At 47.6% G+C, this 15,474-nt stretch carries 11 protein-coding genes; 4 read left to right on the top strand and 7 right to left on the bottom strand.

Translation table 11 applies throughout. From position 1 onward, the window contains the following. Window positions 1-4: 4 nt before the first annotated feature. From HYN48_RS11205 to HYN48_RS11195, 3 genes are all read right to left on the bottom strand, one after another. Window positions 5-436, bottom strand: coding sequence for a response regulator (locus HYN48_RS11205; RefSeq protein ID WP_108373584.1), 432 nt, complete (start codon window positions 434-436; stop codon window positions 5-7). Window positions 437-489: 53 nt separating this feature from the next. Further along, a complete protein-coding gene (locus HYN48_RS11200) occupies window positions 490-1,044 on the bottom strand; it encodes a helix-turn-helix domain-containing protein (RefSeq protein WP_108371742.1) in 555 nt (184 codons plus the stop codon). A 285-nt stretch (window positions 1,045-1,329) separates the two neighbouring features. Continuing rightward, a complete protein-coding gene (locus HYN48_RS11195; RefSeq protein WP_108371739.1) occupies window positions 1,330-2,589 on the bottom strand; it encodes an NAD(P)/FAD-dependent oxidoreductase in 1,260 nt (419 codons plus the stop codon). A gap of 220 nt (window positions 2,590-2,809) precedes the next feature. Here HYN48_RS11195 and HYN48_RS11190 point away from each other — a divergent pair, with 220 nt between their 5' ends. Further along, entirely contained in the window at window positions 2,810-7,213 is a 4,404-nt protein-coding gene (locus HYN48_RS11190) for a T9SS sorting signal type C domain-containing protein (RefSeq protein ID WP_108371737.1), read from the top strand. A 119-nt stretch (window positions 7,214-7,332) separates the two neighbouring features. On the opposite strand, the gene HYN48_RS11185 is transcribed toward HYN48_RS11190, so the two are convergent. From HYN48_RS11185 to HYN48_RS11175, 3 genes are all read right to left on the bottom strand, one after another. Beyond that, window positions 7,333-8,871, bottom strand: a complete 1,539-nt coding sequence (locus tag HYN48_RS11185) for a DEAD/DEAH box helicase (RefSeq protein ID WP_108373581.1) — start codon at window positions 8,869-8,871, stop codon at window positions 7,333-7,335. Window positions 8,872-9,173: 302 nt separating this feature from the next. Beyond that, a complete protein-coding gene (locus HYN48_RS11180) occupies window positions 9,174-10,550 on the bottom strand; it encodes a GAF domain-containing sensor histidine kinase (RefSeq protein ID WP_108371735.1) in 1,377 nt (458 codons plus the stop codon). Between the two features lie 82 nt (window positions 10,551-10,632). Continuing rightward, entirely contained in the window at window positions 10,633-11,154 is a 522-nt protein-coding gene (locus HYN48_RS11175) for a DUF6155 family protein (RefSeq protein ID WP_108371733.1), read from the bottom strand. Window positions 11,155-11,251: 97 nt separating this feature from the next. Here HYN48_RS11175 and HYN48_RS11170 point away from each other — a divergent pair, with 97 nt between their 5' ends. From HYN48_RS11170 to HYN48_RS11160, 3 genes are all read left to right on the top strand, one after another. Then, window positions 11,252-11,527, top strand: coding sequence for a DUF3817 domain-containing protein (locus HYN48_RS11170; RefSeq protein WP_108371731.1), 276 nt, complete (start codon window positions 11,252-11,254; stop codon window positions 11,525-11,527). 3 nt (window positions 11,528-11,530) lie between these two features. After that, the gene (locus HYN48_RS11165) at window positions 11,531-12,823 is read left to right on the top strand and encodes a mechanosensitive ion channel family protein (RefSeq protein ID WP_108371729.1); all 1,293 of its coding nucleotides are present in this window, start codon (window positions 11,531-11,533) and stop codon (window positions 12,821-12,823) included. A 67-nt stretch (window positions 12,824-12,890) separates the two neighbouring features. Beyond that, a complete protein-coding gene (locus tag HYN48_RS11160; RefSeq protein WP_108371727.1) occupies window positions 12,891-15,056 on the top strand; it encodes a M12 family metallo-peptidase in 2,166 nt (721 codons plus the stop codon). A gap of 58 nt (window positions 15,057-15,114) precedes the next feature. Here the strand turns inward: HYN48_RS11160 and HYN48_RS15300 are convergent, their stop codons facing one another. Further along, window positions 15,115-15,282, bottom strand: coding sequence for a hypothetical protein (locus HYN48_RS15300; RefSeq protein ID WP_181248466.1), 168 nt, complete (start codon window positions 15,280-15,282; stop codon window positions 15,115-15,117). Window positions 15,283-15,474 lie beyond the last annotated feature (192 nt).

Genomic DNA, 15,474 nt, shown 5'->3' with positions numbered 1-15,474 from the left:
ATTGTTAAACGCTGTAAAAAAACGTTTCTTTATTGAGTCCTGACGTGTGAAACTGCCAATTCATGTTGACCACATCCTTGATCACTTTCTTGAGCTTCGAAAAATCATTGGGCTTCTTAATGTAAACGTTCGCACCCCCGATAAAAGTATCTTCTACATCTTTTTCGGATGACGAGGTGGAATAAATGGCAATGGAAACGTCCTTTAATTTTGGGTTTTCGCGAATTTCCTTAAGACAGTCGAACCCGGTTTTGCAGGGCATATTCAAATCCAGGAAAATGATATGCGGCAGAACGGTTTCGTCTGCTTCCAGATAATCGATGAGTTCCTTTCCGTCCTTAAAAGTGGTCAGCGTGCTGTTCATTTTCAATTCCTGGATCGCATCGCTGAAGAAATTCCTGTCATCCTCATCATCATCCGCGAGGATAATGTGCATTGGTGCTTTGTTGTCGATATACATAAGATTGGGGAAGTATGTTTTCGTATAAATTAACTGTTCATGCTTCGTCGGCGGTCGACGATCCTCTTAAACATTGAGGGAGTGAGTCCGGTTACTTTCTTGAATTGGGCAGAAAGATAAGCGACGCTGCTGTAATTCAGTTTATATGAGATTTCTGTTAACGTAAGCCCATCTTCAATGATCAGCTTTTTAGCCCTTTCAATTTTCTGGATAATGATAAAATTCTCAATTGAGGTGTACGTATATTCAGAAAATATGTTGGCAATGTAGCCGTAGCTCAGGTTAAGCTGGTCTGACAGGTAATTTGAAATGGTAGACAACGGCAATTTGTCCTTCTCATAAATCATCTCAATTATCGTATCCTTAATACGTTGCACGAGCTGGCTTTTCTGATTGTTTATGATCTCTATACCGTAATGCGCAAGAGACTGCTGCAGTTCAGCGAGGTCTTCATCAGAAATATTATCAATAAGTTCTATCTCACCGAATTCCAGCAGGTTATACTTCAATCCGAGTTTCCCTATCTGTTCCTGCATGATGACGCGGCACGCCATATTGATATCATATTTGATGTACAGTTTCATTAAAAAGCAAGTTTTAGGTTAAATAGACGGTTAAATATAGCAAAAAATTGTAAAAACGTCGTTGAATATTTTAAGAAATTTAACATTAAACTTCTCACTAATTTGAGGTTGGAAATGTTTCTACTCCACAAAAAAAAGGAGTTGATTCGGATACAAACTCCTTTTTTTAGTCACTTCGAAAAATCGTAGTGAGGAAAAATATAATCGCTTCGACAGGCCAAAATTAATTAGAAAACAGCCATCGTTTGTTTATACAATTTCGGATAAATGTTACAGGATTCCCACTTACTGTTTTTTATCGGGTCGTATAATCATACGCAATGACTGGTCTTTTGAAAAATAAGCAACCATCCAGTTATAGAAAGTCTGCAGCCTGTTCCGGTAGCTGATCAGGGAAATCAGGTGTATAAAAAGCCATGCGAGCCACGCAATAAAACCGTTAAGATGAATTTTCGGTTTCGGGATGTCGACTACCGCCTTGTTCTTACCGATGATGGCCATCGAGCCTTTGTCATTGTATGCAAACGACTTTAAGGATTGCGACTGCAGCATCGACTTAAAATTTTTAGCAAGGGTTCTCCCCTGCTGTATTGCCACCTGCGCCACCTGCGGATGTCCTTCAGGAAAGTTCTCGTCGCTGGTTTGCAGGCAGGTATCACCTATGGCGTAAATGTTATCCGTACCGGCAACCTTATTGTATTGATCAACCACGAGCCGTTTACCGCGGCCATAGCTTTCGGCAGGAATACCCTCAAACTGTCTGGCACTGACGCCCGCCGCCCAAATCAGGTTTTTGGTTTGTATCGTTTCGCCGTTTCCGAAAAAAACAGTGTCATCCTGATAATCGGTAACACGGGTGTGCAGTTTCACCACAACGCCCAGTTTTGTGAGTGCTTCCAGCGTATCCTGCTGCGACTTGACGCTCATGGGTGACAACAGCGCATCGCCGCCGTCAACCAGATATACGTTACTTGCCGTAGTGGCCAGTTCAGGATATTCTTTAAGTAATATGCTTCGGCGCATTTCCGCAAACATTCCGGATACCTCCACCCCTGTAGGCCCACCTCCAGCAACAACAATGGTCAATAGTTTTCTACGTTTACGAATGTCCTTACAACTTGAGGCTTTTTCGATATTCTTCAGCAGGGTGTTGCGCATTTCGATGGCGTCATTCAGCGTTTTCATCGGAATGGCATTTTTCTTCACATTTTCCATTCCAAAGTAATTCGTCTCGGCGCCGGTTGCGAAAACCAAAGCGTCGTAACGCAGTTCCCCATTGTTCAAAATGACCTTATTTTCAGACGGAACAACACTTTGCAGTTCGCCAAACCGGAACTGGAGGTTTTTCTTCCCTGCGAAAAACTTACGGAAAGGATAGCTGATGCTTGAAGGCTCGAGGAAAGCCGTGGCAACCTGATAGATCAGCGGCGGGAAAAAATTATAATTGTTCTTATCTACGAGGGTCACCTTTATCTGTTTGTGATTCGCGAGTTCATTACACAGGTTTATCCCCGCGAATCCGCCACCAATTACGACAATTTCCATAGTATATACGCCTTTTTTTAAGCACCTTAAATTTACGTATTTTTATTCGTCCAATTCCTTCAGATTACAGATTCTATCCGATTTTAAGAAAACTTTAGCGTAACTGCCCCGGGATTAAAATACGGCATCTGCCCTATTTCGTTCACCGGGGCCGTACCTTAATTTTGACCGATGCAGTAGATGCCAGGCGCGTTGCTGTCAAAATATAAAAGGGGAAATCATGAAAAAAAATTTACATCTCTACCAGGCAGCGCTGATCCTGATTTGCTGCCTCTTCCTGCAGCCGTTGCGCGCACAATCGGCCGGATTCGACTCGTCTTTTATTGTACTGAGCATCAACAATGGTGGGAACGCGTATTACGATCTTCAGGGAAATACAGGAAATCCCGATTTTGAAGGCGCCGCACTGGGCACGTTCTGTGAAGGCAGTGCAGGCCTCGTGCTCAAAGGGGCAGAACACAATGTGTACAAATGCGGCGGTTGTGACTTGAGCAGTACACGGTTGTATTATCGGATTTATCCTGCAGGAGGCAGTCCGGGTGCCTTTATTTCGAACAATATAGGGTTTGCATCAGGCGGCGCCAATGGTTGCGGCGGCGCCAATCAGCAATGGGCTGTAACAGGTTATAGCACAAATCTTTTGTCCGGACTCACACCCGGAAACTACATTATGGAGGTCTATTCTGACGCGACGGTAAGCTGCTCGGGAGGAACCGTTTATGCAGGCAATTTTGGAAACAATTTCAAAGCAGCTTTTACCGTAAACGGCGTGGTCAATTATTACGCGGATAATGATAATGACGGATTTGGGAACTATTATGCGCAACAGTCGTCATGCATTGGTGCGCCGATTGGATATGTCTCAAACGCAACAGACTGCAATGACAACCAAATCCAATATCTTGATGCCGACGGCGACGGATTCGGTTCCCTGACACAGGTCGCCTGCGGCTTGGCCAATAACGTGGATTGCAATGACAACCAATTGCAATACCTTGATACTGACGGCGATGGTTTCGGTGCCAATATTATGGTCGCCTGTGGCGTAACCAATAATTCGGATTGCAATGACAACCAACTGCAATACCTTGATGCCGACGGCGATGGATTCGGTTCCACGACACAGGTCGCCTGCGGCTTGGCAAATAACGTGGATTGCAATGACAACCAATTACAATACCTTGATGCTGACGGCGATGGGTTCGGTGCCAATATTATGGTCGCCTGTGGCGTAACCAACAATTCGGATTGCAATGACAATCAGATCCAATATCTTGATGCCGACGGCGACGGATTCGGCTCACTCATACAGGTCGCCTGCGGCTTGGTAAACAACGTGGATTGCAACGACAACCAATTGCAATATCTTGATGCTGACGGCGACGGTTTCGGTGCCAACATTATGGTCGCCTGTGGCGTAATTAACAATTCGGATTGCAATGACAACCAACTGCAATATTTTGATGCCGACGGCGATGGATTCGGCTCCACGACACAGGTCGCCTGCGGCTTGGTAAACAACGTGGATTGCAACGACAACCAATTGCAATATCTTGATGCTGACGGCGACGGTTTCGGTGCCAACATTATGGTCGCCTGTGGCGTAATTAACAATTCGGATTGCAATGACAACCAACTGCAATATTTTGATGCCGACGGCGATGGATTCGGCTCCACGACACAGGTCGCCTGCGGCTTGGCAAACAACGTGGATTGCAATGACAACCAATTGCAATACCTTGATACCGACGGCGACGGTTTCGGTGCCAACATTATGGTCGCCTGTGGTGTAACCAACAATTCGGATTGCAATGACAATCAGATCCAATATCTTGATGCCGACGGCGACGGATTCGGCTCACTCACACAGGTCGCCTGCGGCTTGGTAAACAACGTGGATTGCGACGACAACCAATTGCAGTATCTTGATACCGATGGCGACGGCTTCGGTGCCAATATTATGGTCGCATGCGGCGTAACCAACAACTCAGATTGCAATGACAACCAACTGCAATATCTTGATGCCGACGGCGACGGCTTCGGTTCCACGACACAGGTCGCCTGTGGCTTGGCAAATAACGTCGATTGCGATGACAACCAATTGCAGTATCTTGATACCGATGGCGATGGCTTCGGTGCCAATATTATGGTCGCCTGTGGCGTAACCAACAATTCGGATTGCAATGACAATCAACTGCAATATTTTGACGCCGACGGCGACGGCTTCGGTTCCACGACACAGGTCGCCTGCGGCTTGGTAAACAACGTGGATTGCAACGACAACCAATTGCAATACCTCGATGCTGACGGCGATGGCTTCGGTGCCAATATTATGGTCGCCTGTGGGGTAACCAACAATTCGGATTGCAACGACAACCAACTACAATATCTTGATGCCGACGGCGACGGCTTCGGTTCCCTGACACAGGTAGCCTGTGGCTTGGTAAACAACGTGGATTGCAATGACAACCAATTGCAATATCTTGATACCGACGGCGACGGCTTCGGTGCCAATATTATGGTGGCCTGCGGCGTAACCAACAATTCGGATTGCAATGACAACCAACTGCAATATCTTGATGCCGACGGCGACGGCTTCGGTTCCAGGACACAGATAGCCTGTGGCTTGGTAAACAACGTGGATTGCAACGACAACCAATTGCAGTATCTTGATACCGACGGCGACGGTTTCGGCGCCAATATTATGGTCGCCTGTGGCGTAACCAACAATTCAGATTGCAATGACAACCAACTGCGCTACGCTGATATTGACGGTGATGGATACGGCTCCATGCTAAAAGTCGCCTGTGGCGGCGTTACAGACAATACCGATTGCAATGACGGCGATATGATGGTCTGGCAAAGCAATCCGTTGTATATCGATACTGACGGGGACGGCTTTGACGGCGGCTCGGAAACCGTATGCTACGGCGCCTTGATTCCGGCCTCATACATGGAGACGACCAATGGCTTTGATTGTAATGACGCCAACAGCAATGTCAATCCCGGCGTATTTGAGATCATGGACAACGGAATCGATGACGACTGCAACGGGATGACTGACGCTGTCCCTTATTGTACCGTAGCGACGACCTGGGACGGCAGCAACTGGAGCAATAATTATCCGGTAGCCGACCAACCGGCAATCATTGCAGGGAATTTTACCGCATCCGCAGATTTACAGGCGTGCTCGCTTACCATCACCGGCAATGCCCAGGTAACGGTATTGGGCGGCGCCGACTTCAAAATTACCGGAGCAGTGAGCGTAAACGCAGGTTCTTCGCTCACATTCGAAAACAATGCCAATCTAATTCAGACGGACAATACCACAAACACAGGGAGCATCAAAATCAAAAGAAACACAAACATGCGGCGTTTGGACTACACCTACTGGTCATCTCCCGTTGCGGCGCAAAACCTGCTTGCATTTTCTCCGGTGACCGTTACCAACCGTTTCATGACAATTGACGAACAAACGAACTCCTTTGTGACACAAAACCCTGCGATTACCCAGTTTGCAGCGGCAAAGGGCTACGTCATTAGGGCCCCGAACAATTTCCCTGCCACTCCGACCGCTTTCACAGGCATCTTCAATGGCGTGCCGCATAATGGAGATGTGACTATCGGGGCGACCATGAACGGTCAGGGTTATAACCTGATTGGAAACCCCTACCCTTCGCCAGTTGACGCGAACGCATTCCTCGCCGAAAATCCCGGAACCCTTTATTTCTGGACACATAGGAATCAGGATGCCGCTTCGGGTGAAAATTATGCCACTTACACGATAGTGGGTGGAACAGCTTCGGCGTCAGGCAGTGTCGAACCTAACGGAACGATACAGGTGGGCCAGGGATTTATCTTCCGTCCTGTGACACCGGGTACTGTGGCTTTCCGGAATGCAATGCGGAGTGGGAATAATCAAAACCAGTTCTTCAGGGAAGCGGGAATCGAAAAACATCGCATTTGGCTTAACCTCTCGGAAGGGGAAACGCCTTCAAACCAGATTCTTATTGCGTATGCCACGGCAGCCACCCAGGAGGCAGACGCAGCAATGGACGCACTAATGGTTCCGTCAACTCACAGTTTTGTGTCTAACCTGATTGACGGGGAAAATTATGTCATCCAGGCGCGTGCCCTGCCTTTTGAAAATACCGACGAGGTGCCTTTGGCTTTCCAGGCCGCACAGCCGGGAACATACACCTTCTCCATCGACCATGTGGACGGCCTATTCACGCAAGGACAGGAAATCTATATCAAGGACTATCTCACGGGAACGGTGTACAACCTCGGGGCGTCACCGTACAGCTTTGCTTCGGCCGCCGGCGTTTTTGCCAGCCGTTTCAGCATCGTGTACCAAAATGCACCGTTGGCAACCGAAAATCTAATTCCTTTGGTTGATCATATCGTTGTATTTAAAACGCAGCATGGACTAAGCATCCAGTCAGCCAACGCTCCGATAGCGACGGTCAGGGTGTTCGACGTCCGGGGCCGGCTTGTGGCGGAGAAAGTACAGGTCAACGGTTCCTTAACCACGATTGATGACCTCGCCGCAGAGCAGCAAGTATTGTTGGTTCAGGTGACGGACGTCAACCACCATTCGGTAACCAAAAAAGTAGTGTACTAAAATCAGGATAAATCTAAAATCGCTGAACGCGCCTTCCATTTGGGAGGCGTTTTCTGTTTGTATTGGCAGCGCGTTGCCGACTTCAGTTGATTCGGTCTGGAATTTTATTGCATCGTAAGTCAATCTGATTCCCTGAAAATCTTTTCCCTGTATTTTTTGCCGATGAGCAGCAAGAGTTTCTGTTTATAATCGTCAGTGAGCCATTCCCGGTAATTCTTACTGCAATGGCTCAGGCAATTGGAGTATTTACGGATGCGGAATTCCACATCCTCGTCCAATTCACGGCTGAGCTGCCGCGCTTCCTGGAGCGTCTCGGTATTGTCCACACACATCGCCGCATGCTGTTCAAGGGATTTCTCCAGCACCGTTTTCGAGCGCAGGTTTTGCTTCAGTGCCAATTTGTGTTCTTCCTCAACGTCAAAGTCGATGTGTGGCGTATTGGCAAATTTGGCGCGTAAGGCCAGTGGCATCGTGTACCTGAAATTCATTTCGATGTCGGCATCGTCACGCAGATTCTCCAGATAAAACTCGGGCGCCTTGAATATGTGCTGCCAATTTACCGGATCGCTCCACAACCCGAACCGTGCCGCGTTATTTCCTAAGTCGATCACGGTAAATTCATCCTTGTTATCCAGTTTTCGCGAGCCTCGGCCAATCATCTGAAAATACAGCGTCAGCGACTTTGTAGCGCGGTTCAGGATAATCGACTCGACCGTGGGCTCGTCAAATCCGGTAGTTAAAATCCCAACCGATGTTAAAATCGCGTCAGGTGTTTCATTGAACCATTTCAGGATGTCCTTCCGTTCCTCGGCACTGCTGGTATTGTCGAGGTGCCTGATGCCAAATCCGGCATTCTTGAAGGTCTCGTAAACATATAAAGACGTGTGGATGCCGTTGTTGAAAATCAAGGTTTTCTTTCCCAATGATTTTTCGGTGTAGGCATGCAACAGTTTCTCCTGCATGACCATATTCGAATACAGCTCGTCAGACGATTTTACGGTGTAATCCCCGTTGATACCGACTTTGAGTGACGTAAGCCCCACATCGTAAGTGTAGGTTGTGGCTTTGGCCAGGAAACCCTTCTCGATTAGCGACGCTATGGTATCTCCGACGATCAGTTCGTCGTAATTTTCATTCATCGGCAGCCTGATGTTCGAACTCAGCGGTGTCGCGGTCACGCCCAAAATAAATGACTTTTTGAACGAACTCAGCAGCTTGCGGAACGAATTGTAATGTGCCTCATCAATGATCACAAGGCCCACATTGTCGATGTGGAGCAGCTCGTCATTGAGGCGGTTCTTCAGCGTTTCCACCATCGCCACAAAGCAGGAATATTCGCCCTGGTCCGGCAGTTCCTTGATCTTGCTGTTGATGACTTTGTTTTTTACCCCGAAACCGCTGAGCATTTTAGATGTCTGCCGACACAACTCAATGCGGTGCGTGAGCACAACGACCTTCTTATCGTGTTTCGCCAGGTAGCGGCGCACGATTTCCGAGAAGATTACCGTTTTCCCGCCGCCCGTAGGCAATTGGTACAACAGGTGGTAATCCGGCGGCGTGTTGTCCATGCGGTCAAAAATGAGGTCGATATCACCTTTTTGGTAGGCATACAGCTCCTTTTTTCCGACAACTTCGTAATCAGATTCGTTGTGTTTCATAGTTTTCCGGACGGAAATTTTCAATTTTTGCAAAAGTACGGCTAAAAACAGGTTTACGGGCATTATTAAAAGTTAATTTAATAATTTATAATTTCCGGCAGTTGCCGACAGTAAAAAACATCATGGCAACCCCTGCGGGCCGGGCTGTACGCTGCAATCTTTCGGCACCTTCACTTCGCTGCGCTTGTTGCAGGCGCCAAAAGGATTTCCGCTGCCATCCCTGTTGCGTCAGTGGCAAATCCAACTGCTGTTGTGTTTGGGAATTTCTGTGAGCCAGGCAGCGCTTGCGATTGTCCGCCGCCTTAGGCCTGCTGCGATGCTTTTACGGCCTGCGCCCGATCGGGAATGCAGATTTCGAAACGGGCACCCACATTCAGATCTCCGAATGCTTTTACAGTCCCGTGGTGGTTCGTGACGATTTTTCTGACAATGGTTAGTCCGATGCCGGTACCTGCGACCATATCCTCACTGGATAAACGTTGGAACAAGGTGAAAATCCGGTCGCTGTACGCGTTGTCAAACCCGATCCCGTTGTCACTGAACTCAATCCGGAAATAGGGACTGCCCTGCTCCGCTTCGACATACTCGAGGCTGATGATGATGTGCGGCGTGACGTTTTTCCTTGAAAATTTCAGCGCATTTGAAAGCAGGTTGTAGAACAATTGGTGGAATTGGAAGCCAATGACAAACAAGCGGCCGTCATTCCGGACTTCAATCCGGGCGCCCCTGGCTTCAATCTCATCCCGCAAGTCTTCAATGGCGGGATTGAAAACCAGGCTGAGTGTGGTTTCTTCAAAAGCGCATGAGGGTACGGCGGTTCGCGAATATTGAAGCAGGTCCTGGATTAGCCGCTGCATTCTTTCAGCCGATGTCCTTATTTTTTGCAAATGTTCGGCTCCTTTCACCGATAGTTTCGCCATTTCCCTTTCCTGCAGGATGGATACGAACGTCTGTATTTTACGCAGCGGTTCCTGTAAATCGTGGCTGGTGATGTAGGCGAACGACTCCAATTCCTTATTGATCTGTTCCAACTCGGCATTTTTCGCCGAAATTTCGCGGATACGCTCCATCGCCTGAACCTGAAGTTCTCCCTGAAGCCGTACCCTGTCGTCCTTGATCAGTTTGTTTTTACCTCTGAGCAACTTGTTGGCCAGGCCCAGCTCGGTGTACATCCTCCGCGTCTTAAGCAGTTCGCTCACCTGTCCCGAGAGAATCCTGAGGGCATCGGTTTGCTGGTCGCTGAGTTTCCGCGGAACCACGTCCAGCACGCAGACGGTCCCCAATGTATAGCCTTCAGCTGTCGTAAAAGGCGCGCCGGCATAGAACCGGATGTTCGGGTTTTCAGTCACAAGTGGATTGGCAGCGAATCTGGGATCAATGGCGGCATCTTCTACGACCATAACCTCGTCGGGAATACGTATTGTATGCTCACAAAAGGCAATCTCACGTGGCGTTCCCTTAAAATCCGTCCCGACCTTCGCTTTGAACCATTGCCAGTTTTCATCGACAAATGTCACAAGCGAAACCGGCGTACCGCAAATGGCTGCGGCAAGCTTCGCGATGTCGTCGTATTCCTTTTCATTCAGTGTATCGGCGATGTGGTAGCTCTGCAGCGCCAGGAGCCTGTTCTTTTCGTAATCTGATAACTTGTTTTCCAATTCGTCCACTGTCGTTTTCAATCTATAAATATAATACGAAACATCGGATATATGCTAAGTCTGGGGCATTTGGTGAAAAATTCTCGGATTTATGCCCATTGGCTCAATCCATAAACTCCATCGCCTCGGCCAGCCTTTCCATTTCATATCGGTTTTCCCACCGCTGCCGGCTTGTCTCTGCAGCAACCGCAAGCAGCCTTTCCCTGAATTGCGGCAGGATGCCGTTGGCTGCCACATGTTTCACCGCCTGTTCGTATGCGGTCTGGATGCTTTTGTAAAAAGAGGCGTATTTCATTTCGCGTTTTGCTGAGTAGCGTTGCGCCGTTTCTATCGTGAAAAGCATCACATCGGCAATTGCTGACGCGTCGACACCGAGAACCAGGAAATGCTTGATGTATTTCTGGGCCACAGAGCGGCGAAGCTTGGCACGTTTCGATTTTAACGGAAAATACTCGTTGCCGATTTTCGCTTTCGCAGCAGCGATCAGTTTCTCTTCCCTGGGGTTGAACACGAAATCGTAGTATGTCTTGACTTCGGGAAATTTCTCATAGAGTTCTGCAAACTGGGCTTCGAGCTGTTCCTTGGTCAGGCTGTTCAGGTATTTTTTAAGGTCGCGTTTGCTCATATCTTATTGTGAAACTTAACGGTAATTGTATCCATTCATGTAAGTTTAATACTTAATTTTGTCCCGGCTTGCGCCATCATCCTAAATATACAAATAAATGCTTAAATTATTTAAGGCCATCGCAATCCTTGAAGGGATTTCTTATCTGGTGCTGTTCGCCAACATGCTTTTCGTTAAAAACAACAACCCGGAATTGTATCATACCCTGCTATTCCCGATCGGCATGGCCCACGGTGTACTGTTCATATCGTACATCATCCTCGCCATTATGCTTAAAATCGAACTGGAATGGCCGATGAAGAAGTTTGTCATAATCGGGATCGCTTCACTATTGCCTTTCGGCACTTTTTACATAGACAAGAAATACCTTTAGGCCATGTATAAGGTCATGGAAAATATTTTTGGCTGGGCATATACGTTGCTGAAATCGTGGCATGTCAATGAGACATTCGCGTCTTATCTGAGCCTTTTATTCGACCTGTTGCTACTGTATTTCCTGGCATATGCTATTTATTTCGGTTTCCGTTTTGTACTGGTCCGCCTGATGATTGTCGTCGCGCGCCGCACCAAAACCCGTTTTGACGATCTGCTTGTATCGAATAAAACCGCAAAGTACATCGCTTACCTGATCCCGTTGTTATTTGTTTATAAATCGGTGCCGATCATCTTCAGAAATTTTGATTACTGGGAACCGATTTTCGGTAAGCTGGTCAAAATGTACATCGTGTTGCTCGTCTTATGGATTATCCGCAGCATCTTCAACGCGTTGCGCGATTACCTAAAACTGATCCCAAGATACAGTGACAAGCCTATCGACAGTTACATCCAGGTGATTATGATTGTGCTGTGGACTTTCGGGATAACGGCCATTTTCCTCTCGTTATTCAACCTCTCCTTTAAGACACTACTGGGGACTTTCGGGGCCATTTCTGCCATTGTGATCCTGATTTTCCGCGATACGATTTTGGGATTTGTGGCGAGCATACAGGTTTCAGTCAATGATATGGTGCGCATCGGCGACTGGATTACGATGGACAAATTTGGCGCAGACGGCGATGTAATCGAAATCAACCTGGCCACCGTAAAAGTGCGCAATTTTGACAAAACCACCACAACAATCCCCACGTACAGCCTGATTTCAGATTCTTTCAGGAACTGGCGCGGCATGCTCAGCTCAGACGGCAGGCGCATCAAGCGGCACATCCTGATCAAGGCATCGAGTATCCGTTTTTTACATCCAGGGGAATTGGCCGACCTTCAAAAGATAGAGCTCATTGCGCAATACATCGACCAGCGGCAGACCGACATCAACAAATTCAATACGTCGCGCCAGGTCGACAAATCACTGCTGATCAACGGACGCAATATGACCAATTTCGGCCTTTTCCGAAAATATGTCACACAGTACCTGCAGCATTATCCAGGGCTCAACAAGGAAATGATCCTGCTCTGCCGCCAGTTACAGCCGACACCGCATGGCATCCCGCTGGAAATATACACCTTCTCTAGCGACAAGCGTTTCGAGAATTATGAATACATTATGGCGGATATATTTGATCATATTTTCGCGTCGGTGCGGTATTTCGGGTTGGCGATTTATGAGATGCATTCCGATGCAGAGGAAAACGCCCCCATCACAAGCAACTTTTCCAACCGTACGGAATCTTAAAGAGGCGAATACTCGTAATTACCTAGTAATCTGAATATTTTATACATTTGGCACGTAAATCATCAATATGAAAAAAACTTTACTCCTCCTGTTGACCGGTTTTTCTGTTTTTTCCCAAACCGGAAAAGTCGCTGAGCGTATATTGGAACTCGATAAGCAGCGCGTTTCGTTCACGCACTATCAACCGTTTACGGTCAACCCGAATCCTGTTTCCAACGAATACGAAAAAACAGTTGACAATGCTGTGATTGCCACTTTGGACCAGTCGGTTGCCAATAAGATATTTACTGAAAACAAAGATTATATTACACTCGACGTACCGTATAATAACAAAATCATTACACTTTCACTGTATAAGGCAGAGGTGCTCGCCGAAGGATTTGAGCTGCGCACCAGTGGCGCCCCGGAAGTAAAGCAGCCGGTTGAAACGGGCCATTTTTATCGCGGCATCATCAAAGGCGACAGCCACTCCCTCGTATCATTCAATTTTTTCAATGGCCAGATGAACGGTATCATTTCGGGCCGTGAGTTCCGCAATCTTGTTGTGAACCGACTCAACATCAAGGGCAACGCTTTGGATTATATCATCTATTCCGATGCAAAGCTTAAGATTGACAACAGTTTTACGTGTGCTGTCGACGAAAAGTCTGCTGCGAACTCCGGCGAGCCGCAACAAAGGTCTGCGTTGTCGAATCGCTGCGTAAGCGTATATTTTGAAATAGACTATGACATGTTTCTGGCCAACGGCAGTGACGTGGCCCAAACCAATGTCTGGATGGCCTCAGCATTCAACAATGTCCAGACTTTATATAACAACGATGGGATCAGCGTGGCGATAAAATCAGTTTATGTATGGACCACACCCGACCCATACCAGGGCGATGCTTCGTGGCAATACCTGCAGCAGTTTCACGCACAAAGGCCGGTTTTTAATGGTGATGTCGGGCAATTGGTGGGCATTGACAGCGGACTCGGTGGTGTCGCCGCCGTAATTGATGGTTTGTGCTCAGACAATAATTACAGTTATTCCGACGTATATTTCGATTTCAACACCGTACCCGTAATGTCCTGGACCATAGAGGTGATCACGCATGAGCTCGGCCACCTTTTGGGATCGCCGCACACACACGGCTGTTATTGGAACGGCGATTTCACCGCAATTGATGGCTGCGCCACCACGGCAAATCCGGCCTATGCAGAAGGCAATTGTCCTGTCGGCGAAGTACCGCTGCCGGAGGTGGGCGGTACGATTATGAGTTATTGCCACCTCGTTGACGGCGTCGGCATAAACTTCGCCAACGGTTTCGGACCGCAGCCTGCTGCAAGAATCCTTCAGAATGTAAACAATTCAGGCTGTCTGAGCAGCGACTGCATCGATACCTGCATTTCACAGGTTTATAATCTCGAGGTAACCAACGTCAGCTACACAGCTGCAATGGCCTCATGGACTGACGCCGATGTGACGAATTCAAGCTGGGAAATGGCGCTAAGCACCTATCCCTATGAATCCGTAAACTGGACGCCAATCACTTCGAATCCTTACATGATTACCGGTCTTCTACCCAACACCTCGTACACGGTTTGCGTAAGAAGCACCTGTCCGTCCGGACTTGAGGCCGCACCAAAATGTTACTATTTCACGACGGCAGCTGACTTCTGCGCCGGACAACCTTTCACCGATTCCGGCGGGCCCGACAACAATTATTCTAATTACGAGGATTGGGTCAGGACAGTGTTTCCGACCAATCCAAACGACAAAATTAAGGTGACGTTCGACAGCATTGCAATTGAAGACGGCTGGGACTACCTGTATATTTTCAACGGGCCCAATGTTGAATCACCTGTACTGGCCTCGATTACGGGATTTGACGTGGTGGGACCGTTTGAATCAACCGATGCCAGCGGCGCATTGACGTTCCAGTTTGAAGCCGATACCAATACCACGCTCGCGGGCTGGCAGGGTGCATTCAGCTGCCTGAATCTCAATACGCCCGAAAATGGTCTGATCGATTACTCCTATTTCCCGAACCCGACTACGGGCATCCTTAGCATCCAGTCCAAAAATGAGATTCAATCTATAGCCGTTTACAGCCTCGACGGCAAATTGCTGGATGAGATCCGCGCCAAACAATTTGATGCCAAAATGGACTTGTCGTCTTACGCCGCAGGTACTTATGTTTGTAAACTGCAGTTTGCGCAGACTTCGACCTCTTTCAAGGTGGTCAGAAAATAAATAGATACCAACAAAAAAAGGTCCGCAATGCGGACCTTTTTTATTGAAACAAACGCCATTAAGCGCGCCCCAATCTCTTAGCGGCCTTTTTTTCCTTTGCCATCTCATACAATGCACCGCCAACCCAGTAAAATACAAAGCTGATCAGGAACATCATCAGCCAGAAGCCGATTGTCAGGACGGTTAAGAATGCTAAAAAGCCTAAATACTGTTGAAATTCAAACATGTTTTCCGGAATTTATGAATTCATGCCAAAGGTAAATGATTAATGTTTACGCGCCAATAAAACAGGATAAATATTTTTTTAAAACGGCTTTAATGGCTAAATTTGGCGAGGCTTTTCAGGAGCTTTTTCCTGCTGTCCGCTGTATCTTTTTTAGCGGTAATCGCGAATCGGCTGTAGAAAGAAGTACCGCCA

Origin of the sequence: Flavobacterium magnum, from assembly GCF_003055625.1 — a bacterium.
In the GTDB taxonomy this organism is placed as follows: Bacteria; Bacteroidota; Bacteroidia; order Flavobacteriales; family Flavobacteriaceae; genus Flavobacterium; species Flavobacterium magnum.
Note: the sequence above shows the minus strand (reverse complement) of the source record. Positions and strands in the feature narration are given on the sequence as shown.

Bases quoted from the DNA above. Each gene is read 5' to 3' on its own strand.
- HYN48_RS11205 (WP_108373584.1), bottom strand. From the start codon at position 436: ATGCACATTATCCTCGCGGATGATGATGAGGATGACAGGAATTTCTTC.
- HYN48_RS11200 (WP_108371742.1), bottom strand. From the start codon at position 1,044: ATGAAACTGTACATCAAATATGATATCAATATGGCGTGCCGCGTCATC.
- HYN48_RS11195 (WP_108371739.1), bottom strand. From the start codon at position 2,589: ATGGAAATTGTCGTAATTGGTGGCGGATTCGCGGGGATAAACCTGTGT.
- HYN48_RS11190 (WP_108371737.1), top strand. From the start codon at position 2,810: ATGAAAAAAAATTTACATCTCTACCAGGCAGCGCTGATCCTGATTTGC.
- HYN48_RS11185 (WP_108373581.1), bottom strand. From the start codon at position 8,871: ATGAAACACAACGAATCTGATTACGAAGTTGTCGGAAAAAAGGAGCTG.
- HYN48_RS11175 (WP_108371733.1), bottom strand. From the start codon at position 11,154: ATGAGCAAACGCGACCTTAAAAAATACCTGAACAGCCTGACCAAGGAA.
- HYN48_RS11170 (WP_108371731.1), top strand. From the start codon at position 11,252: ATGCTTAAATTATTTAAGGCCATCGCAATCCTTGAAGGGATTTCTTAT.
- HYN48_RS11165 (WP_108371729.1), top strand. From the start codon at position 11,531: ATGTATAAGGTCATGGAAAATATTTTTGGCTGGGCATATACGTTGCTG.
- HYN48_RS11160 (WP_108371727.1), top strand. From the start codon at position 12,891: ATGAAAAAAACTTTACTCCTCCTGTTGACCGGTTTTTCTGTTTTTTCC.
- HYN48_RS15300 (WP_181248466.1), bottom strand. From the start codon at position 15,282: ATGTTTGAATTTCAACAGTATTTAGGCTTTTTAGCATTCTTAACCGTC.